This is a genomic window from Spirosoma spitsbergense DSM 19989, assembly GCF_000374085.1.
GTDB classification, from domain to species: domain Bacteria; phylum Bacteroidota; class Bacteroidia; order Cytophagales; family Spirosomataceae; genus Spirosoma; species Spirosoma spitsbergense.
Genome location: NZ_KB893477.1, coordinates 1 through 23,496, shown reverse-complemented (window position 1 = coordinate 23,496; position 23,496 = coordinate 1). Strand labels below are relative to the sequence as shown.

The window sequence follows — 23,496 nt, the reverse complement described above, 5'->3', positions numbered from 1 at the left end:
GCTTTGTCCCGGAAGCTTCCGACCCATTATATTCCGGGGTGCTGAAAAGGAGATACCTCTCTTCCATATCGAAACCAATCTGAAAACTATGGGAATTACAAAAAAGGAGCTTTTCGATTGGATACAAAAAAACTGCTAATAAGTATAACGCCCCGAACTTAAGGGGCTTTTTTTATTGAAGGCATTATTCCATGTACCTACACGAATTGGCTACGACCTTGTAACTAGTACCTTTGTTAGAAAAACTTGTTTCGCGCCATGAAATTACTGCTTAGTATTGTGCTGACGGCCTGCCTGACCACTTTCTCATTCGCCCAAAGGACGTTTATTCAGAATGGCAAGTTGAATGGCATAGTGCCTGTTGACACTACTGGAAAGATAACCTTTCGCCATGTTGAGATAGCTGAAGGTGTCAGTAAAGTAGATATATTCAAACGGGCGCGAAAGTGGTTTTTAAAGACCTACAACCAACCTAAAGATTTGCTCGAAGTTAACGACGCAACAACAGGCGAAGTGTCAGGAAAGGGTACGCTTTCGTTTGTAGAATCAACCGGCCTGTACAATCAAACGTACAACGTTTACCATGTGGTCAGCATTGATGCGGCTGAGGGTAAATACAGGGTAACACTCTCCAGCTTTACTGTACAGGGAACCTCCTACATATTTCCAGCAGAAAAATTCCCTTACGTTAGTCAGAAATTCTTGGATAGATTCTATGGAAACATTGATAAAAAGGTAAACGAGCGACTTTCCTCACTGAAAAAAGCCGTTACGACTGCTGATAATTTCGACTAGTTCTGACCTAAACCCACTAGTGGGCAGCATAACCCTTACACGCTCACCCCCTTCTTACCCAATTGGTGCTTATTGCGCTGAATCAACCGGCGATTATGGGCATCGTGTTCGTGAATATTAAACCCATTCTTATCCCACGACAGGCTGTACTTGGGGTTGTTTTCCAGTGCGTGAGCAACCGCTTCGCCAATAGCCGTAGCGGAGGGGCCGCCATTGGAGAAGGCATTTGCAGCTAAACCAGCTTGATAAGATTCGCGCTGACGGCTTATGTTTTGACCTGCCTTTTGTTGGGCGGCTATGAAGTTGGCCGTACTGCGAGCATCAAACATACGAGGCTTATTAAGGATCATTTCGGTAATGTGGTTCGGGTAAATCACATCATTTCGGCCCACGTTTATTAACGTCGCTTTATTAAGCAAATCAACTTGTCCGTCATGATGCCACAACTCACGCCCCCGCTCTCCGGCAATGGCTGGGCCGGCGTAGGTGTCGTTACTGATTCCGTCGATGTTCTTTCCTGCGAAGTATTGGGGTAGGGGACGGCTCGCCACGATTGCGGCTTGCGCCAATGCCAGCCCACCAATCACGAAAGATAGGGGCACGTTCGGCGGGATGGATGCCAAAGCGGACAACACGCCCTGTGCCCCCGCAATAGCGATATTAAATAATGCAGACTCCCTGGCAGCAACATCGGCCTTGTGGGCTAAAACATTCTTTTCGGCCTGATATTTTTGCTGAATCGCTGCTTTAGCCGCTTCACTGTCGCCTACTAGACTTAACTCGAATGCCTGCCTTTTTTCTAAATCTGCCTGTTGTGTAGCAATACCCTGTTGTCCACTTTCAAAAAGGGCATTAACCAATGAGGCACCCCCCTGAATGGCGGCATTTAAAACATCCCTGGCCATCTGCTTTTCTTCGGCAGACTTCTGCTTTTTGTTCTGGTGTACTTTGTCTGTAACCGCAATATCATTGTCGGCTACCTTCTTTTGTAGGGCTATTGCGTCGTCAGCGTCGCTTTTTTCACGCAACCTTTCTAAGTCCGCTATCTCCTTTTTGTATTCGAATAATTCCTTTTCGGACCCATTAGAAAAGGCAATGTAATTTTTAAGTTGTTCAATCCTATCGTCGATAAATGAGTGAGTCAGTGTCTTACTTTGCTCAATAATTTGCTGAAAAATGGTCAGTTCAGCCTTTGTTTCATTTATATCAATAAGCTGTATTGAGTTACGGGCATCGGTTGGTGAAATTCGCCCGTTCGCTTCGGCCTCCTCAACCTGTTGCCGCAAACTATTGTAGAAAACCTTGCTTTCGGCAAGTCGGGTTTCGTAGTCAGCCCCGGCCTGCTGGTCAATGGTTTTCAGGCTGTCACCGATAGCCCCTAGCTCCTCTTTGAATGACTTTTTAATCGCCTGTAACCGTTTATCCAGATAGTCACTCTGTTCAGCCTGCAAAGCGGTGTCAGTGGCCTTAAACAGTTCAGTTTGGGCTTGCCCGGCTTCTCTCAAAGTAACCTGATCCCGTTCGATTCCGGCCACAATTAACTCATGCCGCTTGTCGATATACGACAAATCGGACATATCGCCTTCGCTACGCTGTTTATCCAGCCCACTTAGTGAAGCGTCCGTTTTGCCCTTATTGCTTTTCAGGTCAAGTTGCAACTGTGAGCGGCTGTATTCAGTGTCGGCTTTTTTCTTCTCTTTCTGAATATTGATATAATCGTCTGTCTCTTTCTTGCCTGCCTTTTCCAGTAATGCCTGACGATTATTAAGGCCATCCAGCGTAATTTTTAGGCGATCTTCAATGAACTGCTGCTCCGTGATTAACCCGTCCTGACGCTGGCTGTCCAGATTGGCTAGTTTATCGCCGGTAACGGATTGGGATTTTCTGAGCGATTCGGATAACTGTTTTTCGGCGGCTGCTTTGGCTTTATTGGCCGCTGCCTGACTGAGTTCGGGTTTGTCACTACCAGACTTTTCGCCCGGTAACGTTGGGTTGATGATTTGGCCTAACTCGGCCTTTAATTTGCCAATCTCCTTCACCACTACTTCCCGCTGTTTTTTGGCCCCCTTCTGGAAAAGGTCAGCCGCAACCGCCTGTTTGTCGGTAATCTTCTTATTGTAGTCGTCAATTAATAACAGTTGCTTCGCGCTATAGTCAGACGAGTTTTCCACGTATTTTCGTAGCGCTCCATTTACTACTCCACCCATGCTCATAATCTGACGAGCCTTGCTTATGACGCTTTCACTTTTCGTGTCAATCTCTCCCTGCAATTCTTTACTTCGCTCATCGGAAATACTCTGATAGCGGTCATTCATTCCACTGAACACCCTAGCTATAGGCCCCTTCAATTCTTTGCCGCTATTAAGCTTTTTCTGGCGATCCTGAATAACGGACATATCCGCGCCCGCTTGTCGGGTTACGTCTGCAATGGCCTGTTTGTTGAGTTCGGCGTTTAGTTGCCGTTGAGCGGCTGTAAACGACAGTACCTTACCCTTGTTGATGTCCAGCGCGTTACCATAGGCATCGAAGCCAGTTGCGGCTGAGGGAGCTAAACTTGTCAGGTTATTGATAACCGTCTGCAACTCCTTCTGCTCATCGGTGGATAGCTTGGATTTGCTTTTCAGTTCATCGTAGCGGGAAAGTAAGCCCGGCATGGTCGATTCCAGCGTGTTGAGGGAATCAGTCTGCTCGTTGAAAATGCGGGTAGACTCAACAAAGGCAGGCGAAAAGTACTCCCGAACCGAACGGGCCATTTTAGTGATATTGCCAATAAATTCACCAGCCTTATCGCCAATGTTGATGCTTTTCAGCCATTCAACGTTCTCATTCCGAAGGCGGGCTAAATTGGCGGCTAGCCCCTCCACTCGCTGTTCATGGTTTGGGTTGAAGGTACGTTCGAGTTCGGCAGCAAATTTGGGCAGGAAGTCCGAAGCCAGTACTTCGCCGTTTTTAAGCATATCGCCTAATTTCTGGGTTGTAACGCCCATTGCTTTACTGGCTATGCCAAAAGCATTTGGGATTACTTCACCCAACTGCCCCCTTAATTCTTCGCTGGCCAAAACACCTTTACTCATGACTTGGCCTATTGCCAGTAACGCCCGTTCCGTGTCTTGGCCCGGCTTTTTGAGCCGCCCCATCGTACCCGTAATGGCGGTAAAAATCTTATCCGTTGCCTCGCCTTCTAGCCGGGTGCCCTTGCTTGATGCCGTTAGGTTGGTATAGGTCTTTTCAACAACTGATAAGTCCTGCCCCAAATCATCCGACACCTTACTGAGCATCGCCTGACGCTGGGTAAATAAATTGGTGTCATTAGAGACAACTTTGAGGGCCGAATCCAGCGAATCAAACTGTAGAATAATTTCACCGGCCGATTTTAATCCCGATAGGATTTTGTCGGCAACGATAGCCACCGAACCCACACCAGCCGCCCCAGCCGCCAGTGAGCCAATACTACTCAGCGAAGAACCGGACGATTGGGCGGTTGGATAGTTGCCGACATTACCGCGAAAGTTCTTTTGCCCTCGTTCAATGGCATTGATCGAAGCAATATTTTTCTGATACTGTGCATTCAGTGCAACAGCCGCCCGGTTCTGTTCATTTATTTTATTTGTGCCCCGGTCGTAACTATTAGGTAATGCGTCCAGCGACCTTTTCAGGTCACGAGTCTGCTGCTTAAGGGCATCGAATGAGTTTTCGGCGGCTTTAACTGTCCGACCGGCTACGGATGTAGCACTGGTAAGGGAGGTTACAGCGCGGGTGGTTGAGGTAAGTTCCCGCTGGATTTCCTTCTTACGGGCAACGTCCTTTTTTTGGGTGAGGTCTAGGGTTTCGTACTCTTTTTGCAGTTCAGCCAGTCGGCTGCTCATCTGCTCAATTACCTTGTTGTTGGAATCAACTAATGATTTGTTTTGGGATAAAATCCCGTTGTTTGCCCGAATTGCTGAGGTTGTTTCATTGATTTCCTTTGCGAATCCGAAGACATCTTTACTGTCCCTTAATCCCTCTAACTGTACTTTGTACTTAGCCAGTAGGGTAAGCTGTTCTTGTACTGTTTTACCTATTCGACTGTTTGTATTTATTACGGATTCGCCAAATTCTTTATTGGCGGCTAACAATCTAGCGATTGAAGCTAATATTTTACTTTCTGAAAAAAGGTCGTCGTGGTCAATCATGGACGGTTAAGGTTGGCGTTGGGGATTGCCGCACCGTCCGTAGTGCAACACCGGGACAGTTAAGCGATTTTTAATAGCCGCGCACCGTCCGGTAGTGGGGTATAGAGGTAAAATTAAGAAAAAAAGCCCACCCTAAAATTAGAGTGGGATTTGTATAGTCACATATCGTTTATTGTTACTTCATAGTTGCCAATTACAGCACCTCAAATGTACTTTACTGCTCCACGCGCCTGGATTCGGGCAGCGTTCGGGGCGAATCGTGTACGGTGATGGTGGCTTTAGGCAGGGTGTAGGTTTGCATAGTTTTTTGTTTCCTCAGTAGTGAATCTACTTTGTTGTAGACGGCTTTTTTGCCCCGCTCATAGCCGTATTTGTACCCCAGCAAAGCGCCGATGCACAGCCAGATGAGGGCTAGTCCTGCGAAAGCAACGATCCTGCGATTTTCGTGTTTCATGGTTTATAGAATCGAATTAGTAACACCTGCAAGGGAATGGCCGCCAGGGGTACAAACAAATATACGCTGTACGGTAATAGGGTCAGGAGGATAAAAACAGCACAGCCCATCCAGAAGCCCCGGCACAGCAAACACGGCTCGGCGGGCCAGTACTTACACCAGTAGCCGTGCGTGTTGAAGTAGTCATCAATCTTCCACTTCTCGCAAAGAATGACTCCGGCCGCGCCGACGAGGGCGGTAAGCAGTAAGTTCAGGAACATAAATCAGCAAAGTAAATTGTAGTTTCAACCCTAAAGCCCCAGTACGGATAGGTTAAATAGCGTTCTTCCAAGCCCGATACATCGAAGCCGGGATAAATAGCCGTAGACCCCTGTACGGTTTGATCGAACGATCGGCCCAGCTCCACTACGCAGTCCAGTTCGCGCAACTGATTCCGTACATCCTGTTTTAACTGCTCCATTGATCGGGCAGGCAGGGGCAATTTGGCTAAGTTGACCCAGACTATGACCGAGAGGGTACGCTTGATGAACAGGTGGTTGACATACTGCTCATCATCGTGGGCGTACAGGCAGGAGAACGATTTGAGCGTATCATTCGGGTAGGCCCGGTAATATTCTCCTCCATCCGCTTTCCGCTGAATCCAGGGCTCCAGCTTCCCATTGACCATCTGGGGTTTTATCCGGCCTAATGTGTGTTGCAGCCAGTCTAGCGTGGCTAGTTGGTCCTTAACATAGCTGACGACCAGATCGACGCCGACCGGGTCAATCCAGACCGGGCCTTCTGTTTCCTCAACGGGGGGTGATAATGCCTGATTCATAGTCCAATTTCTTGCTTTAACACCGCCACAAACTGCGGCTTGATGTGATTGCTCAGCTTCTCTTTCGATTCGGGCATCAGGCCCAGCAGGTTCCCGTACTTACCCAATAACTCACCCGTTTTGGGGTCGTCAGCCTTCAGATCAAATGCCTCGGTGAATACCTCCGTGAAGATGGATTCATAAAAACTGCCCGTGTCCCGCACTGTCACCCGGTCCGAGCGTTGGCCCTTAGACTGTTTAACGGCTACGGTATATTCCGTATAATCCGGCGTGATGTCGGAGCCATCGGCCCGTTTTCCGTCGAATAACTGCGCCCGGTTGAGGTTTTCGATAAAGGCGCTGTTGGCCTCGATCACCTGCGCCATAACCCGGTGCAATAGATCGGGCGTTATCAGCAGCAATTTGGCCACCAGCACCGTGCTCAGATCGCTTGTCCTTCGCGCCATCAGTCAAACAGGGAATCAAAGCGAATACCCCGCCGAGGGGCCTCTACTTTCTGACAGTTGTTACTGGCCAGTGCGTTTTTTAGCTCCGTCAGAGCGTTATCGCGCACCACGGCCAATGCTCCGTTTGTCACCTTGCTGGAACTCTGTCCGTACAAGGCCACGTATGCCTCACTGCGCAGCTGGGCACTCAGGCCGTTCACCCGGTCAGAGCTGGCAATTTCCTCCAGCACATCACAGGCAATCAAATACAGTAGGGCCTTCACCAGTAGATTTTGGCGGTCGCAGTAGGCCTCGATTGTCAGGTTCAGGCCCCAGGTCTGATTACTGATCACCGTTTCATCCGGCCAATTCAAAATGCCCGTTACTAATACGCCTGCTACATATACCGCTTCTATATTGATGTATTTGGAGCGCTCGGCGACCAGGGCGTAATCCGATCCGTTGCAGGAAGAGCAGCCCGCCACCGTGAAAGATTGCTCCCGGCCAATGACCGATACACCCGGCGGCAAATCGGCTTCGTAGTAGCCAATCAGATAATACCCCTCTGAGGGGTTCAGGTACTCACCGAAATTAGCCCAAATGGTACGGTTTGCGGTGTTGCCCGTCAGGTTGATAACGGCCACAGGATCGGCATTTTCGGAGTGAAACAGATAGAGCGGAAAGTCGGTAACAGGACCGGTAAACTGAATACCTCCCCGGATAATCTGGGTTTTGACCAGGCCGGTCGGCATCGTCATACGCCAGGCCAGAAACCGGTTGTTTTTAGTGAGGGCGGCTCCCTGAATATTGGCTTCTTTGGCGAAAACCGATTGCCGGTTCAGCACCGCCGAAACCGTAGGCGTGCCCGAGAGCGACAGGGCCAGTTTGTTGATTGCTCCTTTCTCGATGCGCGAATACCAGGCTAGAAGAGCCTCGGCACTTGTCAGATCCGGCCCCAGCGCATTGATGATATCGGGCCGCAGCAGCTTGTGTGCGTCGGAAAGATAAACCACCGGCGAGGGGGTGGCGGGCTGGCCCGAATCATCAAACAGGTCATTGTACAGCCCTACAAGGCCCGTTAATTGTTTGGTCAGTGACGCGGTATCGTACATAAAGCAGGATCAGTTAGACAAAAAAGCCCCCTCCAAGTCAGAGAGGGCTTTTTTGTCGATAATCAATTAATCAATGGCCTACGTGGTCAGTGCGGCCACGTCGAAACGCTTCAGCGGAGACTCACCGGCCACGGAGGTGAAGTCACAGGCAAACATGAAGTCGGCCGAGAATTTCACCTTGTACAGGATTGTTTCGTTCACGCAGACAACCTCCTGCAAAACACCCCAGTCCCAATCATTGAACACTTCATCCGGCGTCTGGCCCCAGGCCTTCAGCTCGGTTTTGTTTTTGAAATCTTTCCACTGCTCAATGCTGTCACCTGAGCCAATCACGGGCTTATCCTGATAGACCGGATCGATCATGTTAAGTACGCCAATCGAGCCAACGGGCGCGATGTAGTGAACCGGCATCAGCACACCAGGTGCCACCCGGTTCGAGTAATCGTACTGCGTGATCCCCGCCCCGTTCATCAGGCTGGTCGTATCCAACAGAGCGCCGTTGCCGGGATTGCGCAGAATGTTTTGCTCGGCATTCGCTACCGTGTTGGCAATATCCAGATACGGGCCGTCGATGTCCAGCTGCTCCAGAATCGTGGCCAGGTAGGCGTAGAATTTGAGCGTCGAGGGCAGTTCGTACGCACCAGCCTTTCCCGTAAACAATGGATTGGCGTTGGGCGTGGCTCCACCCGGATCGACGGTCATGGTCGTATCCTTGTTGGCATCCGCGTAGGTAACGGCCATCGTGTCGAGTGTCCGGTAGACGGCTTTCTTGGCCATAATGTAGCGGTGCATCAAGGCCTGACTCATCTTGGCGTAGTTGTTCTCGTAGTCCGTGGGATTGATACAGATATCAATCGCCAGGTGCGTACGGGTCAGTGTTTTGGTGCGGGTATCGACGTTGTTGCAGGCGATATCGCAGGAGCGGGCGGTCAGGATCGTGTGGTCGTACTTGTCGAAAATGGGAATTTTCACGGTACGGGTAAACGGCAGCTTCCGCAGTTCGGCAATCAGAGCCGCACCAAATAGGGCATTGGCATTGCGGTAAAACATGTTGATAGCCCCGTAGTGGGACATCCGCTTTTCCAGCGCACCAAACTGAGAGCCGTTATCAATACTGGCAATCATTTCGGGTAAAGTCGTGGCGGTAATTGACATGACAATAAACGGGTTTAAATGAATGAATTAGTTTTTGCACCCGTCCATAGGTGTCCTGGCAATGTCCGGCTTTACGTCCGGCACGGTTACTTTAACTTTTCTTCTTCGGCCTTCACAAAGTCTTTCCAGGCTTGCGAATACATCCTGAGGCCCTGATCGGAGGCCGCTTTGTAGATGTCCTCCTTGGTACTTTTGGCCCCACCCCCGGCCGCACCGCCCCCCGTTCCACCACCCTGCTGCTGATGGCCGGCCGGAGCCAGAAAGATGCCGTGGAACTTCTGCACGATTTCCAAAGGCGTCATCGGCTCGCCGGTGGCGGTGTTCATCAGGGGGGCGTCCGTGCCCTTTTTCTTGAAAAACAATACCCCGGCCTCATCCTCAGCCCCTTCGTAGAGGGCGTTGAACGTGCTGGTTATCGTGTCGATATCCCCCTTGCGGGCAGCGGCTTTCTCGGCATCCGTTTTCAGGTTTGGATTGACCGGAACAGAAGCCGTTTTGAGCGACGAATCGACTAGCCGTTTGACCGTTTTGCCGAAAGAAATTTTGTCTTTCTTTTCCTGCTCTTCTTTATAATCATTCAGGTCCTTTTTGGCCTGATCGATCAGCGCCTGCGCCGTTTCAGACAGCGCGTCGCCTTTGAGCATCTTTTCCAGCTTCTGGATCTGGGCTTCGGTGAAGGGTAGCTTACCCTCATCGGAGAGTTTCTGAACGAAAGCCGCCGTACCGATACCGTCCGGCTTTTTCATGCCAACGGCCGCCAGCATCCGGTCCATCGCTCCGTAGAACTTGGGCGATTCCGAATCGGCAAACGCCTTTTCCCGTTTGGCCAGCTCGGTCGTAAACTCCGTATCATACTCGGTTTTGGGCTTCACGATCAGCCCCTTTCCGGTCAGGTACGTGGTGGCACGGGCTTCGAGTTTAGGCAGCAGGGCTGCTTCGATTTCCGGAGTGATCTGCTCATCGGTGAGCGCGGTAACATCTTCAAGGGTAAGTGGCATAGTTGTGTCCGTCCGTAGACGCTATGGTTAGTTGGATTATTGATTACTGATGAACGTGAATTACTTGCTGGGATCATGAATCACGATGGGGTCCATGCCCAGCAGGCCGTAGGTCGTGTAGCCACCCACTTTAGCGGGCGTGCTGTCGATCTTGTGCTTTTCGGGGTCGATGGGCTGCACCAGACAGTTTTTCAGGTCATAGCCGATCTTATTGCCGCTACTATCGGTGTTGAACTTGGGCAATACGACGACGACTTTATCATTCGGCAATCCAGTCCAGTTGGTCAGCTTGCTCAAATCGAATTCCTGCTTTGTGTCCAGATTACCAAAGGGAAAACTGGTTGCCTGTTTGGCCAGCGCTTCGGTTTGCAGGGCCTGTTTTTGCTGTTCAGCAGCATCCTGCAACTGCTTTTCTTTTTCCTGATCGGCTGCTTTCTGTTCGGCCTGCTGTTTCTGAAAGGCAGCAATGCCTTCCGCTACACCGGCCTTTATCCGTGCGTCGATTTCGTCAGCACCCAGCGAGTCGGCCACCGTTGATTTGGCCTGCTGGTCAATTGGCGGCTCCTGACGGGCCTGATCCGGTGGAGTTTGCCCCTCCTTGGGGGTTACCGCTGGTTTGTTGGGGGTTGCGCTCTGTGACATATTCTTTTATTGCGTCTAAAATTGTGGTTACTCGTTGGGAATAGGGAGCCAGTACGCCAAACCGCTCGATGGGTAATTGATTTTCCCGCTCGAAGCGTTTGACATACCCCATCAGGCCCACCGCTATGGCGTAGCCTTCGGGATCAATGACATTGATCTGACCCGCCACCAGCCCTTCCGGTGTCCGGTACGGATAGGGGTTTAGGTCGGTCAGCATCTGAAAGCGCAAACCACGGGAACTGTCGCCCCGTGCGTAGTAATCCTGTTGCAGGTTGTCGATCTCCTCCACCAGCCAGTCGGAGCCGGTCTTTTTGGCCATCTCCGATAACTGCATCAACAGATCGCCCGACAGCACCGAAAACCGCCTGCCGTAATTGACAGTACACCCCAGATAAGCGTTACCGTACCGGAGCCGCAGCAGGGCATCCAGAATGCGTCGGTGCAGAATTTCGAAGTATTCGGCCAGGTAGTCGCCCACCTGCCGGGCCGATTCGAGAATCGACATAATCTGCGATTCATTCAGGGCCTGCTGATTCTGGGGGCCGCCCTCGCTACCCGTGGCCGTGCGCCGGATTTTAGCCCTGAGCTTTTCAACCTTCTCCTGAATGTATTTCAGGCTATCAATCGGGGCATCGATCCAGCCAGCCGGTACCCGCCAATCGGCATCTTCCTTTTTCTGGGGAGCCGGTATGGGAATGCCGGAGCCGGGACCGCCCCGTGACCGCCGTTTCTTACACTGGGGACAGGGCCGTTTGATAGGGGCCATGTCGGGGGTATAATTACCCATTGTATCCGTTCCCGGATACAACAAAACACCCTCCTGGCAATAGGGACCGTCGGGGGCCTGATAACCACAACTTTTGGCCTCTTCTTCCAGGTGCCAGAACTGCGCAAAGGCGGCTTTTAAATCGTTGCTGTGTTCGGCGGCATCCCAGAAGATATAGCGGTTGAGCAGCCCCAGCGAAGGCCGTATCATCGTGTTCGACGCCAGAGGGTTACCCGCATCCACGTCGGCCCACAGTTTCCAGGCCGGACAGAACGGCAACCCGTGGGGCACACTGACCAGTTGTCTCCACTCGGATTCGCCCCCCAACTTTTCGTAGACCTGAAAATTCTCCCCGTCAAACAAGGCTCTGCGTTTCGGCTGCTTGATATCGAAGTAGGCGAAGCGGAGCAGACCCGACGTGTTGCGGCCACCGGCCTGCGCATCGACACCCTCAGCCGCCACGATCTTATCACTGGGTAGCAAATAGACGTACGGCTCGGGAAAGTCGGTAGTCTGCTCAGCGGGCAAATCAACTACGACCAGCGAGTTGGGCGCCGAAAAAAGCGCGTTGTGACACTTCTGGGAAATAAACCCGGCCACGTCGATATCCTCAATGAACTGCTCGGCATCGGTCTGTAATTCCTCATCAGAGAGCTCAATGGCGATGTATCGATCCTGCGCTCCGTGAACGGCCGCTGCCGAATCGGAAATATCATCGACCAGTTCATTCGAAACCAGGGGCCAGACGATATCGCGCAGCACCTGCTCACGGGTTGACAGCGAGGGAATCGTTGGCTCCAGATACTCGGCGACCCACTTTCGGAAATAGGGCGACGCCGAAGCCGCATCGGGTGCCGCTTCGGCGTGGAGCCGGTGGCGCTGATCGTCAAGTTGTGCCTGCTGAAGCAGCTTGAGATCAGCGCGTTTCACGATAGGGTCGTTTGGAGTCAGGGGCATCTAAATTCCTTCGCTCAGGGGTACGGTATCGTCGACTACTTCCCATGTCGGGTGGGCGGGGGTTTGCAGGGCCAGGATAGCTTCGGCGTGACCTGCCTCGAAATCCTGCACCCGGCCCAGACCGGCCCCACCCGGTGGGTCCAGTTCCCGAAGCCTCACGCTGGGCCTGGCTTCGGGAAGTTCGGCCTGTTTGTTGGTCTTCCCCATTACAGTAGGTTATGGTTGAAGCCCAGATCAAACACGATAGTATCGCGGAACCACCCCTTGTCAAGCTCAAACTCAATAGGAAACATCGTCAATTCATGCAGTTGCATACCAGTCGGATCGCCAATAAAAAAGGCGTGGGCGGGGATGGGTCCGAAATCTTTCGACATCAGCACCTGCCGGGTACCCAGAAAGAAATAAACTCCCAACGAGTCAAAATCGACGTTGGCATTGCCCCAGTTCATTAGGTCCTCAGCCTGTGAGTATTGTGTGGGATTCAATCCGTTCCACTGGGCCTTGAACATGGGAATGGTCTGCCCCATCACGATACTGCGGCCATTGGGCGTACTGTTGTCATTGGAGCCTTTTTTGACTGCTTCGGTCGGCGGTAATTCGGGCGCAAAGTGCTTGAATTTGGGTACCACGATTTTGGCATCGGTCGAAAGGGCCATCTGCGTATCCCAGCTGGCTTTGAGCATAGCAGCGGGTTGATCAGCAAAGGGGGCAGCGGCAACGGGGATTTTCTGAAGGCCCAGCCGGGAAGCTTGCAGCAGAAGCGTCGTGCAATTGGAGGCCGTAGGCGTGACTAGGGGGCCGGTCAGGGTATTACAACTCAGGAACTTCATAGACGGTTGGTGATTAACTTATTGGAAAAGTCAATGGCTGGCACCGTCCGTAGTGTCGCGTATGGGACAAAAATAACAAAGTAAGCAAACTAAATACAACAATATCCACCAATTCTTTATAAAGTAAGCCTTATTAACAATTTCAGGAGTTATCAAAACCACCGAACGCACGGCGGTGGCCCGTAAGCTCGAAATATTCCCGCATGGCTATCGGGTCACCGAAATCGGGGGAACGACCGGCGAGCAGAATCTTCTGGGCATCCTTGTTATTGATACGTAGCCGTTTAGTAGGATCGGACTCAATCTTGCGAATAGCACGCAGATCGGCCACGATCAAATCCCGGATATCGACAACTTTCCCTTTCAGCTTGGTTTTAGTGGTGTTATGCCGGTTATGGTTGTAGGTGGCCACGCCGGACGTGAAAGTGCCCGTTTCGACGCTTTCATAAATCCACGTATTATCCTGATTGAGACTCACGCGCATAGCCCCCTGGTTAACCCGGTTACCGTTGCGGTAATACACCTGCGTTTTCAGATTTTCGTAATTCTCTTTCACCTTCGTCTGGGGGTCATCCATTGTAGTTCCGTTGTTAAGGAAACCGACGTATCGGGGCCGGAGCGCCAGCACGTCGCCCCCCACCCCGTTCTGATCGACGAGAACGTTATGTTCCTGGATGCCAAATTTCAGGCGCAAAAACTCAATAGCACTGACAGCCTCCACGGAGTCGTTTACTTTCAGGACGACACAGCCCACAATCTCCCAGCCGATCCAGGCGTAAATCACTGTCCAGTCCCGGCCAAATTTGGCAATATCGGCGGTGATGTAGCGGGTCGGGGCAGCACTGCCCAGTGGCACCGGCAGGTAGTTGGTAAAAATGGACGATACCGAAGACGGATTATACAGGGCCGATCCGTCGAAGCGCACTTTCCAGTTACCGCGCAGTAGTTTGTTCTGCTCGGCCTCGGGTAGCGATAGCAGGCCCGCCAAATAACCGGGATCGTTCTGCAGCAGTATCTTATTTTGATAGATAGAACCGGGAATAAACGTCAGGGACTTTGGTTTAACCCCCGCGTTATCACCTGAAAACATATGGGGCGCTTTGTCAATCACCTCCTCGGGCGTATCACCCCAGATCATCTCGTCGTTTTCGACCGCCATATAACGCAAAGCCCCGATTCGTTCGGGTATCGGGTAGCCATACTGCGGATTGGGGGAGCCATCTTCGAGCTGTTCCACCTGATCGATCCACCACTCCAAGAGTTCAGCCACAAAACTATCGGGGTCTGGGTTGCAACTGGCCTTCATGAACGAGCGCAGACCATTGGCATGCGGATTTCGATTCCGCGAAATCATGTAGAAGAACTGGTGACGGGTAAAGTGGGTGAGCTCGTCGAAGTAGATGGCGGGTACCTGCGCCCCCTGCCAGGCGTGAATATCGGATTCGTGCTGGAGGTGACGAAAAACGATTTTGGACCCGTTGTAGAACGTCCAGTCCATGCCCGACAGGTGCCCGCCACACAGTGGATAGAGTCCGTTGGATGTGCTCTTTAGTCCACCCGGATTGGCGATCTCGGGATAGGTACGGCGAAAGAATACCGATTCAAAGTCCGGCAGTTTGGCCACGTAGGGCAATGGGTCGATGAGCATAGCGTAGGTTTTGCCTACGCCCGCTGCGGCTCCCGCAATTGTTATATCGGCCGGTGAGCCAATGAACTGCGTCTGAAAGCCCGGCTGGGGAGCAATAACCTTACTATTGTCCTGGTAGTTGCTCATCGGGTTCAATGTCAATGGGGATCGTCGGGGGCAACGGAGCCATTCGCCCACTATCGGGCACCATCAGTACAACCGACAGCGGGTTGCCGTCCTTATCACCCAACCGGATGGGTTGCGGCACCCGCCCCTCTGTACGGTTTAATATTTCTTTGATGGCTTTAATGTCGCCGTTAAGCGCCTGTTGCAGCAGCCGGGCGGCAATGGCCTGGTTGATGGTCTGGGAGGAACCGGTCGACAATTGCGTCGTTGTGACCGAAAATTCACCGTCCTTATTAACTTTCTCAATGGTAAACTTCAGCTCCGATACGTCGCCGTATTCACGCAGGAACTGCGTAATGGGTCCTGACTTGCGTCCTGGTTGGCTGGGCTGATTATAACTGGAGAACCGGGTATCAATACCGATCTCCTTCATCTCTTCCGGGGTGCGCATAGCCGTTTTTTTGCCGTTTCGACGGCTATGGTGATGCTAAAAAATCCTCTAGCAATTCGAGGAAAATAACGTACTTATCCCGCATGCAGCTGGAGAGTTCCAGGTAACTGGTGCCGTGCTCGGGAAAAGTGTGCACCGCCAGGTGCGACTCACCAAGCAGCCACAAAGCCGTCCAGCCTTCGGGCTCAAAATAATGCTCTGAATAGTTAAGCACGTTGAAGGTCGCGTACCGCAGTATCCGGTCGAGTTCAGTCTTCAGCAGGGCCGGATTCGTCATCGGGATCCATTCCGAATGATTCCAGATCTTCGGGTTCATAAACAATTTCGGGAAAATAGGTTTTGATTTGGCGGGGGTCGCCCTTATAGAATACCAGTACCTGCTGGTGAGTCTTGACCACCTTCCGGTGTTTCATCTGGCTACTGGCCCGGATGGCCGCGTTACCGGCCTGCTCAATCAGGATGCATTCATTGTAAAAATGAAGGCCCGCCGACCGCATGGTCTGAATAACGTCCTGGGGGAAACCGTAATACGCGCCGGTCTTTTTATCGCGCACATCCCCGCAGACGATGACGGCAAATCGATTCGGCTTCAGACAGAGGACGGCATTGGTGAATGCTTCGTGCAGAATGGCGTAAAAGCCAGCGTAGGTCTTCTGATTGCTGGCATCCTGGGGACTATCCGAATACACCTCCAGATCAAAATAGGGCGGGCAGGAAAACAGCAGATCCTGCGATTCGGCGGGCAGGTGCTGGGCAACGTTACGCCCATCATCGCAGATGTAGCGGCCGGGTAGCCCCTCGGTATCGAGCCGGGTTTGATTCAGATCGGCCTGCTCTTGCCGCAGTTCGATGCCAGTGAAGGTCATGCCCGTGGCCGCCGAGACAAAGCCAAACACCGAATCACCCGCGAAGGGATCAAACGCCCCGCCACCCGCAAGGCCAAACCACTGCACAATGATTTCCGACAGAACCGGATCGAGCAGCGATACGCCCACCGGTAGTTTGGTCAACCGTACGTAGTGGTCACGTTCGAACTCCTGTGCCGTCAGTTTACGCCCCAGCTGTTTCTCGACGCCCGACTTTTGGCGGTAATAGCCGGGGTCGTCGCCGGACTTACTTTTCCGGAGCGTCGCGTTCCGACTTTCGCCAAAGTCACCGATCCGGGTCCGCCACTGCTCCTTCCGCTCCTTCCAATAGCCCTGACGGGTATCCAGAATGGAGAAGGGAGGCACAATGAAGCGCTCCGACAGCCCGCCGGTGTTCTGTTGTTCGCCGGTCACCTTTTTGGGCTCACCAAATCCGATATCGTCCAGGTCAATATCGAAATCTGCCGCCAGCGCATCAATCACCTCCGCATCAAAGTTCAGGTTAACCTCACTGACTTTGTTGTCAAGCAGAGCCAGTTCCCGGCCCGCCTTCGAATTGAGGTCGATGTCCGTTCGCTTCACGACCACCAGTTCATCACCCGTCGTTTCAATGACCCGGATTTTCTCCAGCCCAATAGCGACGGCGGTCTCGGCGGTTTTGTTACCGGCAATAATGTTGTTGTTTTTATCGATCAGGATGGAGCGTCCCGCCCCGTGCTGGCGCAGGGACTTATCGAGCAGGAATGCCCCCCGCTCGGTGCCCCGATTGGCATTGCGCTCATCGGGTCGCAGGTCACTAACTTTAACGGGCTTGGGTTTCATTTCGACAAAGGGATGAAAACACAAATATATACAACATAATACAATTTATTTTTTTGTCTTTTTGTTTGTTTTTTTACCTTACATTACCGTATTTTACAATGTATTCTAAAACATTAAAAATGGAAAATTCAACACAAACCCCCGCTCCCGTTACCCCGGTCGAGCTTTTGAAGCGCCAGTTGAGTGACTGGAAAACATTACGCGCTGAATTGCTGGAGCAGCACCAGCTAGATCGTTCGGACGAACTGGCCGAACAGATCACTTACTGTGAGGATAAGATTGATTCGCTAACATCTGAACTCCGTAAACTGGCATGAGACAGCAACTGATGAAGATCGCCAACGCCCTGCGCAAGACGGGGCTGAGTCTTTCCAAAGCCCTTAAGCGCGCCTGGGCCACGATTAAGCTACGTACTGAGATGCTGATTCGCCCCGTATCCTTTTCCTACCGAAAAGAAAACGGCGAGCACCGTTTCGCTACCGGCTACTACGACCCGAATGTGTTGGAAACAACTGGACATTTTAAGCCCTCCAGCCCCCTGGTTATTAAGTATTATGATACACTGGCTGAGGGCTGGCGAAGTTTCCGGGCTGACCGGCTGATAATCAATTAACCACAAACGCGGCCCCGGCCAGCGTCGGGGCTCTCCCTCCCCGATGATGGTCACCAACCGACAAAAAAAAGTACAGGCCGAAGCTCGCAATGACTACCGAAATCGATGCACCCGTTTTTTGCCAGCTCTCAAACTATCGGGCCACTGGATGGCCAGCGCCGGTTTTTCGGTCGGCGATCAGGTCAGCATTGAGGTCAGCGACGGCCAGTTGATAATTCGCAAAATTTAACCATTACCCCGATGGCCGGACGGGGATTATCTCCGGCCACTACTTCTTTCAATCAGTCAATCATGGCTAACAACGCCCCCGTTCCTGAGCAACTCGAAAAACTGTCTGCTCTATTACCTTATCAAACCCTCGACGAAGACACCGGCGAAATCGTGGACATCTTCAAGTATTTGGAAGGCCACCCCCGTCAGTACCGCTTCGATGCCAAGGATGGCTCGTTCAACATCAACGGCGACAGGCCAGTGGGCAAAACACTCACCTTTCAGCCGATCGCGTGGAGGATTTTCACCGACAATATCCTGAACATGGGTACCAAAAACTGGGCGGAGCTATTCTTTGTGGATGAGCGCAACTGCGTATCGGCCGTCCTGTTTCACGGCTTTTCGGTGGATAATATCTTTCGATTGATTGAGCCGCTGTACTACGATGATCTGACGCTGGCTGATGTGGTCATTACGGCCACGCCCGAGCGGAAGGAAAACACCAAGATTCAGCCCAAAGGGGTGTATTACATCTGCTCGTTTTCCTATGCCATAGCCGATGCCGCCCAGACCAAAGCCCTGAAAGCCTACGCCCGTGAGCGGCCTATTTTCCGGCAGGAGACCCTGACCGACATTGCCAACATCAAAACGGCCATGAACTACTTCAATCCGTTCGCCGGTGGCCGCATGAATGGCAAGCTGGGCACCTATCAGCCAACAGGTGCCGAACCCGCCCCCACTGATCTGTTTCTGGAAGCGGGTACTGACCCTGCCAAATAATCAACCTCACCCCGCCCGGCCTTTCGTAACACGGGGCCGGGCTTAAACGAATCGAAAAGATATGGGTAATGGATATGACGGCAACCCTTACGCCAGCGAGCAGGGGCCAGCCGATGACGAAACAGACGACGTAATCAACCACATCGAACGGGCTATTGAGATAATAGAGGAGGGTATGGGGTACTGGGCTACGGCTAGGTTCGGGGAACTGCCAGATCAGTTCGAGCCGCACTACGAAGCGCGTAACGAGCTGCGCGATGCGTTGGAGGCATACCGGTCCATGTTGACGCCCGAAACCGAAACGAAGCCTGGCAATGAGTGCCGATTCTGCACTAACTGGGTAGACGTAGAAAATGGCGTCGATACTTGCGCCAATTGCCAGAAAATAACATGACCACGCTCATATCCGAAGGTTCCCGCGTCCGGGTCACCATTGAGCGCGGGGGCCTGCACATTCGCAATTACTACGCCACCGTGATCCGGTGGTCAAAATCCGGCAAACTATACGTAAAATCTGACAGTGGGATGTCACGGCTCGTTTCCGCTGAATCCTGTAAACTCATCAAAGCATGAACACCGAAACACCAACCATAGAAACCGAAGAAATAGCCCACAACGCCGTCGTGATGGCCGGGCCTGCCAATACCCCGATCAAGTTCGACGTCGCCAAAGCCGATATTGAGCAGATGAAGACCCACGCGGCCGCGCTGACTATTGCCGGACCCGACGATAAGGCTGGATTCGACCGGGTGTACCAGCTCCGGCAGGTCGTCAAGAAACAGCGCATCAGCGTTGAGAAGAAAGCCAAAGAGCTGAAGGCGCCCCATATTCAGTACAACCGGGAGGTTGACAGCGCCATGAAGGAGCTGACCGACCCGATGACCGGGATTGAGGATGGATTATCCCGCAAAGAAACGGCTTACATCGTGGAACGGGAACGGCTGGCCAGAGAACGGATGCTGTTCCTTCAGCAACGCACCGAGGGCCGGGTCAATCAGCTACGGGCCTACGGCTTCGAGTGGAACGCTACGCAGGAAACCTACGACTTCGACCGGAAAGAGGAACTGGGCTATCTGATGGAGATTAATTTCGATGACATCAAAGGTTTCTCCGATGAGGAGTATGAGCCAATCTGTGAACGGGCCTATTCAGCCCATGAGCAGGAAGTGAAACGTATCGCCGAACAAGTCGAAGCCAAAAGACTGGAAGCCAAACGCATTGCTGATGAACAGCAGGCCGAAGCCAATCGGCTGACCGCTCAGCGATTAGAGCAGGTAGCCGCCCAAAAGCTGATCGACGATCAGGCGGCCGAATTGAAACGTCAGCAGGATCAGGTTGAAGCCGACCGTAAGGCGTTGCAGGATCAGAAGGATGAAGCCCTGCTGAAGACGCGCACGGCCAAACTACTTGAGTACGGATTCGTTGAGGTGGATGGCAGCTTCGAGCGTCCAAACGTCAGCATTCGCCCGCTCTACCTGCTTCAGTACACGGAGGAGCAGTTCACCGACATCCTGCGCGAAACGGTCGAATACTTTCAGAAAATTGAAGCTGACAGTCTGCAAGCCATTCAGGACAATGCCGAAAACCTGCGGCTCAGAACGCTGGCTGAGAAAGAACGTCGCAAAGCAGATAAGGAGCGCACGGCCCGGTTGAAGCCGGAGAAGAAGGATTTCAACCAGTACCTGCGTGACTATAGCTACCATAACCGCGTAGGTTACGAACAGCCTGAAGTCATTGAATTGATTAATCGGTTCAATAGCGAGGTGCTGGCCGTAGTCGAAACGTTCCGGGCTCAACTGGATGCCCTATGAACGAAATAATAACCTTTTTCCAGCAGGCCGGCATGGGGGAGTTCTTGTGTGGCATCATTGTCATCGCCTTCGTGCTGCGCGCTGTCTGGGAGATTCTAACCGGTAAAGACTAATCCAATGAGCCGCCACGCCAACGCCGGACTACTGATCCGTACCGGCTCCGGGAAACTGGCCATCTGGTACCACCGGGATAAGCCGTTTACCCATACCGATGGCAAAACCAGAGTGCAGGTTACGCTGCTCGATGATGACTACCGGCCGCTGGCTGATACAAAACCCGTACTATGCAATCCTGATCTGTGTACGCAGATCGGCTTCTCTGACTAATACATAAACCACTAAACTAAGTACGATCATGCCCATTACAACTGTCAAACGCGGAGAAAGAGTATTCCGGGAAGCTGAATTCGGCACGGGCGATATCATCATCATGAAGGCGAAGGAATGCGATCAGGCATCTTACGATGATATGATTATCCTGACCCAAGATGGCAGCAAAGGCGAAATAAGTAGAGATGCTGGGTACGCTGGAAAAACGACTGATGAGATACCAATGACCTGCGTGCCGATATCGCTCAAGTTCAATAGGGCTGCCAGCGTTCGGGTGCTGATTGATGATCTGATTGAGATTGAGAGCAATTTGATTACAGCTGGCAAATAACGGCTATGAAAATCCACTTCTTCACCCAGGCCGATAACCAGCCGATAATTGCCCCCCCCCCCGCTGCCGAAAAACCCAGACCCGCCACCACTGAGCGGGTTCGGGCCGCGCAGATCAAGTTATTAGAAACCGTATTTGGTAAACAGAAGCTATGAAAACCAGAAATCGAAAAGACGGGTGGACCGACGCTGATAAGCAATACCTGCGAGACAAATTCGAAACGCTCACCAATCAGCAGATTGCCACTGCGCTCAATCGTTCGGTCATCAGCATTCAGACAATGGCCAGCAAGGAACTTGGTTTGAAACGGTCATCGGGGGCCCTGAGCAGACGGCTGGTTGAAACGTGGAAAAATCGTGACGGCACCTGGTTGGAATCAGAGAAGCAGTACCTGGTTGACAACTGGCAGGCCAAAACAAAAGAAGAGATGGCTACTGCGCTGGGCCGTACACCCTCAGCGGTCAAATCAATGGGACAGAAGGAAATGGGTCTGAAGAAAACCAAAGAGTCACTCAGGGCCATTATGAAGCGCAAGGGTAATGGCGGAACATTCAGGAAGGGCAATATGCCCTACAATACGATCTACGGTGACGAGCAGGTAATCCGCATCCGGAAGAACAAAAACGGCCCATCCTACAAGTGGATACGCACAGGCTTCAAACAGTGGAAGCAGTACCACGTCTGGGTATGGGAAGCCACCAACGGCCCTGTTCCGGATGATCAGATGGTTACGTTTCGCAACGGTGATCAGATGGACTGCTCTATCGAAAACCTGATGTTGACAACACGGGCCGAGCACGCCATCCGGCACTCGGCCAGCCTTAACTTAACAGACGGTTTTGTAGCCAATACAATAGCTTATAGAGACAAAGAACTCAAAGAAGAGATACTTAAATACCCGGAACTCATCGAATTACAACGGACTAAAATCCAGCTAAACCGCCTTATCAAGCATGAGCAAACCACTTGAGGTCAGACTTGAAGACCGTCTGCGGACGATGAAAGACAAAACTTTTCTCTATAATTCCTATCCGGTCAAGGTGCTCTCCTACAAATTCGACGGGGAGTACTGCACCGTGGTCACCAGTGGCCCGTGGGTAACCCGGCCTAACGTCCAATTGCTGAAAGTGCTGGATGAGTTTCTCGAAACGGATGAGGAAACGCTACCCGCTGTTGTGTCGCAGAACGTAGAATATGAACGGCCCAAAGTGGAGATGCTTGGCTCATTCAAGCAGCTGACGGATATCCTGATGGAGAACATCAAAAAGGTGCAGGAAGACAAAGGCTACGTCGATCAGGCACAGCAGGTCAGTCAGAGCGTGAAGATGATTGTCGAGCTGGCAAAAACGGAGATTGAAGCCGTGAAGGCTGTTAATGAAATTGTCAGGAATCGTTAATCTCACCGCGACTCATTACCGTCTAGTCAATAAGTTACCGATTGATATGATTTTTGCACAAATTGTTCATGATTGTTTCTTGATTAGTCAAGGGACAAGCTCTTATGGGTTAGAAAAAACGCCAGTTTTGATAAGACTGGCGTTTTTGGTTTTCCCGATCCTCATTTGATGAGTAGTTAGCCTTGACCCGCAGGATGGCCTGGCCCAAATAGGGGTATATGGACAACGATGACTCGAATAGGGCCATCGTTTTTTGTGACCTACTGGCTCAACAGTGAGTCCTAAGTACGTGTTTTTCTAACCCAAAAGTGCGACTATTTAAACCAGCAAAGCCCCGTCTTCTCTAGCGGGGCTTTGCTATTCTATCTACTTCGGCCTGCCTTAATTAAGCAATAAGGAATAGCGGCAAAAGCAGATCGGCAATGCCAACCCGCCCCCGACGATGGAATTACTCGTATCACGCTGCGTACAATCCCTGCTATGATCCCGCACCACCACCCTATACCAACCCATCACTCGCTGCTAATCATCGCTGTGCTGTTACTCTGTTATCAACTGAAACCAGCCACGTACCAGGGTAAGGGTACAGTAGGCGGGCTGCTGGCCGGGCCGCCGGTGCGGTGTGGTGGTGGGTGTAGCGGTGGGGCTGGTCAGGCTGCTGATCGACCGATAATAAAAACACCCGGCTCAAGATTGGCCGGGTGTTTCCTTTATTAGAGTTTATGTCAATTTAGGCTTAGGATGATTAGGATACTGAACAGGCTTTCGTGTCACTCTGAAATTGTGCAAGCCAGCGCACAAGTGAATCACCGTACCCACAAAATCGCTTTTTCGCAACCGACATGCATCCCGAACGATTCGATATCGTTTCGTACTCCCAATCACGTGTTCAACCTGAACCCGAATTCGCGATACCGCTTGGTTGTAGGCTTTCTGCTCCATACTCAATTCCTGGCCACGAGGCTTCTTGATGGGTTGGTACAACCAAACCCCCACGGGCTTGTAACCC

At 51.9% G+C, this 23,496-nt stretch carries 31 protein-coding genes; 14 read left to right on the top strand and 17 right to left on the bottom strand.

Annotation, left to right across the window (positions count from 1 at the left end):
• The first annotated feature begins 258 nt into the window (after positions 1 to 258).
• Positions 259 to 795: a DUF4468 domain-containing protein gene (locus B157_RS0110315; RefSeq protein ID WP_020603253.1), complete on the top strand. Its 537-nt coding sequence runs from the start codon at positions 259 to 261 to the stop codon at positions 793 to 795.
• Positions 796 to 830: 35 nt separating this feature from the next.
• On the opposite strand, the gene B157_RS0110310 is transcribed toward B157_RS0110315, so the two are convergent.
• The 16 genes from B157_RS0110310 to B157_RS0110235 all read right to left on the bottom strand — a co-directional run bounded on the left by B157_RS0110310 (position 831) and on the right by B157_RS0110235 (position 17,015).
• Complete coding sequence (locus tag B157_RS0110310; protein ID WP_020603252.1) at positions 831 to 4,967, bottom strand: tape measure protein; 4,137 nt, start codon at positions 4,965 to 4,967, stop codon at positions 831 to 833.
• 214 nt (positions 4,968 to 5,181) lie between these two features.
• On the bottom strand, positions 5,182 to 5,421 hold the full coding sequence (locus tag B157_RS0110305; RefSeq protein WP_020603251.1) for a hypothetical protein: 240 nt from the start codon (positions 5,419 to 5,421) through the stop codon (positions 5,182 to 5,184).
• Positions 5,418 to 5,681, bottom strand: coding sequence for a hypothetical protein (locus B157_RS0110300; RefSeq protein ID WP_020603250.1), 264 nt, complete (start codon positions 5,679 to 5,681; stop codon positions 5,418 to 5,420). Before B157_RS0110300 ends, B157_RS0110305 begins: the two co-directional genes overlap by 4 nt.
• A complete protein-coding gene (locus B157_RS0110295; protein ID WP_020603249.1) occupies positions 5,672 to 6,238 on the bottom strand; it encodes a hypothetical protein in 567 nt (188 codons plus the stop codon). Before B157_RS0110295 ends, B157_RS0110300 begins: the two co-directional genes overlap by 10 nt.
• Positions 6,235 to 6,684 (bottom strand): hypothetical protein, encoded by a 450-nt coding sequence (locus tag B157_RS36780; protein ID WP_020603248.1) that lies wholly within the window; start codon positions 6,682 to 6,684, stop codon positions 6,235 to 6,237. The genes B157_RS0110295 and B157_RS36780 overlap by 4 nt, the downstream gene beginning before the upstream one ends.
• A complete protein-coding gene (locus tag B157_RS0110285) occupies positions 6,684 to 7,775 on the bottom strand; it encodes a hypothetical protein (RefSeq protein ID WP_020603247.1) in 1,092 nt (363 codons plus the stop codon). Before B157_RS0110285 ends, B157_RS36780 begins: the two co-directional genes overlap by 1 nt.
• Positions 7,776 to 7,853: 78 nt before the next feature.
• Entirely contained in the window at positions 7,854 to 8,930 is a 1,077-nt protein-coding gene (locus B157_RS0110280; RefSeq protein ID WP_020603246.1) for a hypothetical protein, read from the bottom strand.
• Positions 8,931 to 9,016: 86 nt separating this feature from the next.
• Positions 9,017 to 9,928, bottom strand: a complete 912-nt coding sequence (locus B157_RS0110275) for a hypothetical protein (protein ID WP_020603245.1) — start codon at positions 9,926 to 9,928, stop codon at positions 9,017 to 9,019.
• 60 nt (positions 9,929 to 9,988) lie between these two features.
• The gene (locus B157_RS0110270) at positions 9,989 to 10,570 is read right to left on the bottom strand and encodes a hypothetical protein (protein ID WP_157618373.1); all 582 of its coding nucleotides are present in this window, start codon (positions 10,568 to 10,570) and stop codon (positions 9,989 to 9,991) included.
• The gene (locus B157_RS0110265) at positions 10,479 to 12,266 is read right to left on the bottom strand and encodes a hypothetical protein (RefSeq protein ID WP_157618372.1); all 1,788 of its coding nucleotides are present in this window, start codon (positions 12,264 to 12,266) and stop codon (positions 10,479 to 10,481) included. Before B157_RS0110265 ends, B157_RS0110270 begins: the two co-directional genes overlap by 92 nt.
• Before the next feature lie 27 nt (positions 12,267 to 12,293).
• On the bottom strand, positions 12,294 to 12,500 hold the full coding sequence (locus B157_RS0110260) for a hypothetical protein (RefSeq protein ID WP_020603242.1): 207 nt from the start codon (positions 12,498 to 12,500) through the stop codon (positions 12,294 to 12,296).
• A complete protein-coding gene (locus B157_RS0110255) occupies positions 12,500 to 13,123 on the bottom strand; it encodes a hypothetical protein (RefSeq protein ID WP_020603241.1) in 624 nt (207 codons plus the stop codon). The genes B157_RS0110260 and B157_RS0110255 overlap by 1 nt, the downstream gene beginning before the upstream one ends.
• A gap of 142 nt (positions 13,124 to 13,265) precedes the next feature.
• Positions 13,266 to 14,897 carry a terminase large subunit domain-containing protein gene (locus B157_RS36775; RefSeq protein WP_020603240.1) on the bottom strand — a complete coding sequence of 544 codons (1,632 nt, stop codon included), beginning with the start codon at positions 14,895 to 14,897 and terminating at the stop codon, positions 13,266 to 13,268.
• Positions 14,875 to 15,327 (bottom strand): hypothetical protein, encoded by a 453-nt coding sequence (locus B157_RS0110245; protein WP_020603239.1) that lies wholly within the window; start codon positions 15,325 to 15,327, stop codon positions 14,875 to 14,877. Before B157_RS0110245 ends, B157_RS36775 begins: the two co-directional genes overlap by 23 nt.
• Before the next feature lie 25 nt (positions 15,328 to 15,352).
• Positions 15,353 to 15,604 (bottom strand): S-adenosylmethionine decarboxylase, encoded by a 252-nt coding sequence (locus tag B157_RS34980; protein WP_211224984.1) that lies wholly within the window; start codon positions 15,602 to 15,604, stop codon positions 15,353 to 15,355.
• The gene (locus B157_RS0110235; protein ID WP_020603237.1) at positions 15,576 to 17,015 is read right to left on the bottom strand and encodes a chromosome partitioning protein ParB; all 1,440 of its coding nucleotides are present in this window, start codon (positions 17,013 to 17,015) and stop codon (positions 15,576 to 15,578) included. The genes B157_RS34980 and B157_RS0110235 overlap by 29 nt, the downstream gene beginning before the upstream one ends.
• A gap of 119 nt (positions 17,016 to 17,134) precedes the next feature.
• Between B157_RS0110235 and B157_RS0110230 the strand changes: the two genes are divergently transcribed.
• The 13 genes from B157_RS0110230 (at position 17,135) to B157_RS38205 (ending at position 23,204) form a co-directional block, all read left to right on the top strand.
• Positions 17,135 to 17,332, top strand: a complete 198-nt coding sequence (locus B157_RS0110230) for a hypothetical protein (protein WP_020603236.1) — start codon at positions 17,135 to 17,137, stop codon at positions 17,330 to 17,332.
• Complete coding sequence (locus B157_RS0110225) at positions 17,329 to 17,628, top strand: SH3 beta-barrel fold-containing protein (protein WP_020603235.1); 300 nt, start codon at positions 17,329 to 17,331, stop codon at positions 17,626 to 17,628. The genes B157_RS0110230 and B157_RS0110225 overlap by 4 nt, the downstream gene beginning before the upstream one ends.
• Before the next feature lie 43 nt (positions 17,629 to 17,671).
• On the top strand, positions 17,672 to 17,857 hold the full coding sequence (locus tag B157_RS34975; protein ID WP_020603234.1) for a SymE family type I addiction module toxin: 186 nt from the start codon (positions 17,672 to 17,674) through the stop codon (positions 17,855 to 17,857).
• 62 nt (positions 17,858 to 17,919) lie between these two features.
• Positions 17,920 to 18,618, top strand: a complete 699-nt coding sequence (locus B157_RS34970; protein WP_245565053.1) for a hypothetical protein — start codon at positions 17,920 to 17,922, stop codon at positions 18,616 to 18,618.
• Positions 18,619 to 18,679: 61 nt separating this feature from the next.
• Positions 18,680 to 19,012, top strand: coding sequence for a hypothetical protein (locus tag B157_RS0110210; protein ID WP_020603232.1), 333 nt, complete (start codon positions 18,680 to 18,682; stop codon positions 19,010 to 19,012).
• A complete protein-coding gene (locus tag B157_RS0110205; RefSeq protein ID WP_020603231.1) occupies positions 19,009 to 19,191 on the top strand; it encodes a hypothetical protein in 183 nt (60 codons plus the stop codon). The genes B157_RS0110210 and B157_RS0110205 overlap by 4 nt, the downstream gene beginning before the upstream one ends.
• Positions 19,188 to 20,429 carry a phage tail tape measure protein gene (locus B157_RS0110200; RefSeq protein ID WP_020603230.1) on the top strand — a complete coding sequence of 414 codons (1,242 nt, stop codon included), beginning with the start codon at positions 19,188 to 19,190 and terminating at the stop codon, positions 20,427 to 20,429. The genes B157_RS0110205 and B157_RS0110200 overlap by 4 nt, the downstream gene beginning before the upstream one ends.
• A gap of 117 nt (positions 20,430 to 20,546) precedes the next feature.
• A complete protein-coding gene (locus tag B157_RS0110190) occupies positions 20,547 to 20,756 on the top strand; it encodes a hypothetical protein (RefSeq protein ID WP_020603228.1) in 210 nt (69 codons plus the stop codon).
• 28 nt (positions 20,757 to 20,784) lie between these two features.
• Entirely contained in the window at positions 20,785 to 21,090 is a 306-nt protein-coding gene (locus B157_RS0110185) for a hypothetical protein (protein ID WP_020603227.1), read from the top strand.
• A 5-nt stretch (positions 21,091 to 21,095) separates the two neighbouring features.
• On the top strand, positions 21,096 to 21,245 hold the full coding sequence (locus tag B157_RS38210) for a hypothetical protein (protein ID WP_020603226.1): 150 nt from the start codon (positions 21,096 to 21,098) through the stop codon (positions 21,243 to 21,245).
• Complete coding sequence (locus B157_RS0110175) at positions 21,242 to 22,060, top strand: HNH endonuclease signature motif containing protein (protein WP_020603225.1); 819 nt, start codon at positions 21,242 to 21,244, stop codon at positions 22,058 to 22,060. The genes B157_RS38210 and B157_RS0110175 overlap by 4 nt, the downstream gene beginning before the upstream one ends.
• The gene (locus B157_RS0110170; protein ID WP_157618371.1) at positions 22,044 to 22,487 is read left to right on the top strand and encodes a hypothetical protein; all 444 of its coding nucleotides are present in this window, start codon (positions 22,044 to 22,046) and stop codon (positions 22,485 to 22,487) included. Before B157_RS0110175 ends, B157_RS0110170 begins: the two co-directional genes overlap by 17 nt.
• 480 nt (positions 22,488 to 22,967) lie before the next feature.
• Positions 22,968 to 23,204 (top strand): hypothetical protein, encoded by a 237-nt coding sequence (locus B157_RS38205; RefSeq protein WP_157618370.1) that lies wholly within the window; start codon positions 22,968 to 22,970, stop codon positions 23,202 to 23,204.
• Positions 23,205 to 23,207: 3 nt separating this feature from the next.
• Here B157_RS38205 and B157_RS34965 read toward each other — a convergent pair.
• On the bottom strand, positions 23,208 to 23,496 hold a 289-nt coding region (locus B157_RS34965), incomplete at its 5' end, for a transposase family protein (RefSeq protein ID WP_020603222.1).

Coding starts and splice junctions, on each gene's coding strand:
- B157_RS0110315 (WP_020603253.1), top strand. CDS start 259: ATGAAATTACTGCTTAGTATTGTGCTGACGGCCTGCCTGACCACTTTC.
- B157_RS0110310 (WP_020603252.1), bottom strand. CDS start 4,967: ATGATTGACCACGACGACCTTTTTTCAGAAAGTAAAATATTAGCTTCA.
- B157_RS0110305 (WP_020603251.1), bottom strand. CDS start 5,421: ATGAAACACGAAAATCGCAGGATCGTTGCTTTCGCAGGACTAGCCCTC.
- B157_RS0110300 (WP_020603250.1), bottom strand. CDS start 5,681: ATGTTCCTGAACTTACTGCTTACCGCCCTCGTCGGCGCGGCCGGAGTC.
- B157_RS0110295 (WP_020603249.1), bottom strand. CDS start 6,238: ATGAATCAGGCATTATCACCCCCCGTTGAGGAAACAGAAGGCCCGGTC.
- B157_RS36780 (WP_020603248.1), bottom strand. CDS start 6,684: ATGGCGCGAAGGACAAGCGATCTGAGCACGGTGCTGGTGGCCAAATTG.
- B157_RS0110285 (WP_020603247.1), bottom strand. CDS start 7,775: ATGTACGATACCGCGTCACTGACCAAACAATTAACGGGCCTTGTAGGG.
- B157_RS0110280 (WP_020603246.1), bottom strand. CDS start 8,930: ATGTCAATTACCGCCACGACTTTACCCGAAATGATTGCCAGTATTGAT.
- B157_RS0110275 (WP_020603245.1), bottom strand. CDS start 9,928: ATGCCACTTACCCTTGAAGATGTTACCGCGCTCACCGATGAGCAGATC.
- B157_RS0110270 (WP_157618373.1), bottom strand. CDS start 10,570: ATGTCACAGAGCGCAACCCCCAACAAACCAGCGGTAACCCCCAAGGAG.
- B157_RS0110260 (WP_020603242.1), bottom strand. CDS start 12,500: ATGGGGAAGACCAACAAACAGGCCGAACTTCCCGAAGCCAGGCCCAGC.
- B157_RS0110255 (WP_020603241.1), bottom strand. CDS start 13,123: ATGAAGTTCCTGAGTTGTAATACCCTGACCGGCCCCCTAGTCACGCCT.
- B157_RS36775 (WP_020603240.1), bottom strand. CDS start 14,897: ATGAGCAACTACCAGGACAATAGTAAGGTTATTGCTCCCCAGCCGGGC.
- B157_RS0110245 (WP_020603239.1), bottom strand. CDS start 15,327: ATGCGCACCCCGGAAGAGATGAAGGAGATCGGTATTGATACCCGGTTC.
- B157_RS34980 (WP_211224984.1), bottom strand. CDS start 15,604: ATGACGAATCCGGCCCTGCTGAAGACTGAACTCGACCGGATACTGCGG.
- B157_RS0110235 (WP_020603237.1), bottom strand. CDS start 17,015: ATGAAACCCAAGCCCGTTAAAGTTAGTGACCTGCGACCCGATGAGCGC.
- B157_RS0110230 (WP_020603236.1), top strand. CDS start 17,135: ATGGAAAATTCAACACAAACCCCCGCTCCCGTTACCCCGGTCGAGCTT.
- B157_RS0110225 (WP_020603235.1), top strand. CDS start 17,329: ATGAGACAGCAACTGATGAAGATCGCCAACGCCCTGCGCAAGACGGGG.
- B157_RS34975 (WP_020603234.1), top strand. CDS start 17,672: ATGATGGTCACCAACCGACAAAAAAAAGTACAGGCCGAAGCTCGCAAT.
- B157_RS34970 (WP_245565053.1), top strand. CDS start 17,920: ATGGCTAACAACGCCCCCGTTCCTGAGCAACTCGAAAAACTGTCTGCT.
- B157_RS0110210 (WP_020603232.1), top strand. CDS start 18,680: ATGGGTAATGGATATGACGGCAACCCTTACGCCAGCGAGCAGGGGCCA.
- B157_RS0110205 (WP_020603231.1), top strand. CDS start 19,009: ATGACCACGCTCATATCCGAAGGTTCCCGCGTCCGGGTCACCATTGAG.
- B157_RS0110200 (WP_020603230.1), top strand. CDS start 19,188: ATGAACACCGAAACACCAACCATAGAAACCGAAGAAATAGCCCACAAC.
- B157_RS0110190 (WP_020603228.1), top strand. CDS start 20,547: ATGAGCCGCCACGCCAACGCCGGACTACTGATCCGTACCGGCTCCGGG.
- B157_RS0110185 (WP_020603227.1), top strand. CDS start 20,785: ATGCCCATTACAACTGTCAAACGCGGAGAAAGAGTATTCCGGGAAGCT.
- B157_RS38210 (WP_020603226.1), top strand. CDS start 21,096: ATGAAAATCCACTTCTTCACCCAGGCCGATAACCAGCCGATAATTGCC.
- B157_RS0110175 (WP_020603225.1), top strand. CDS start 21,242: ATGAAAACCAGAAATCGAAAAGACGGGTGGACCGACGCTGATAAGCAA.
- B157_RS0110170 (WP_157618371.1), top strand. CDS start 22,044: ATGAGCAAACCACTTGAGGTCAGACTTGAAGACCGTCTGCGGACGATG.
- B157_RS38205 (WP_157618370.1), top strand. CDS start 22,968: ATGATCCCGCACCACCACCCTATACCAACCCATCACTCGCTGCTAATC.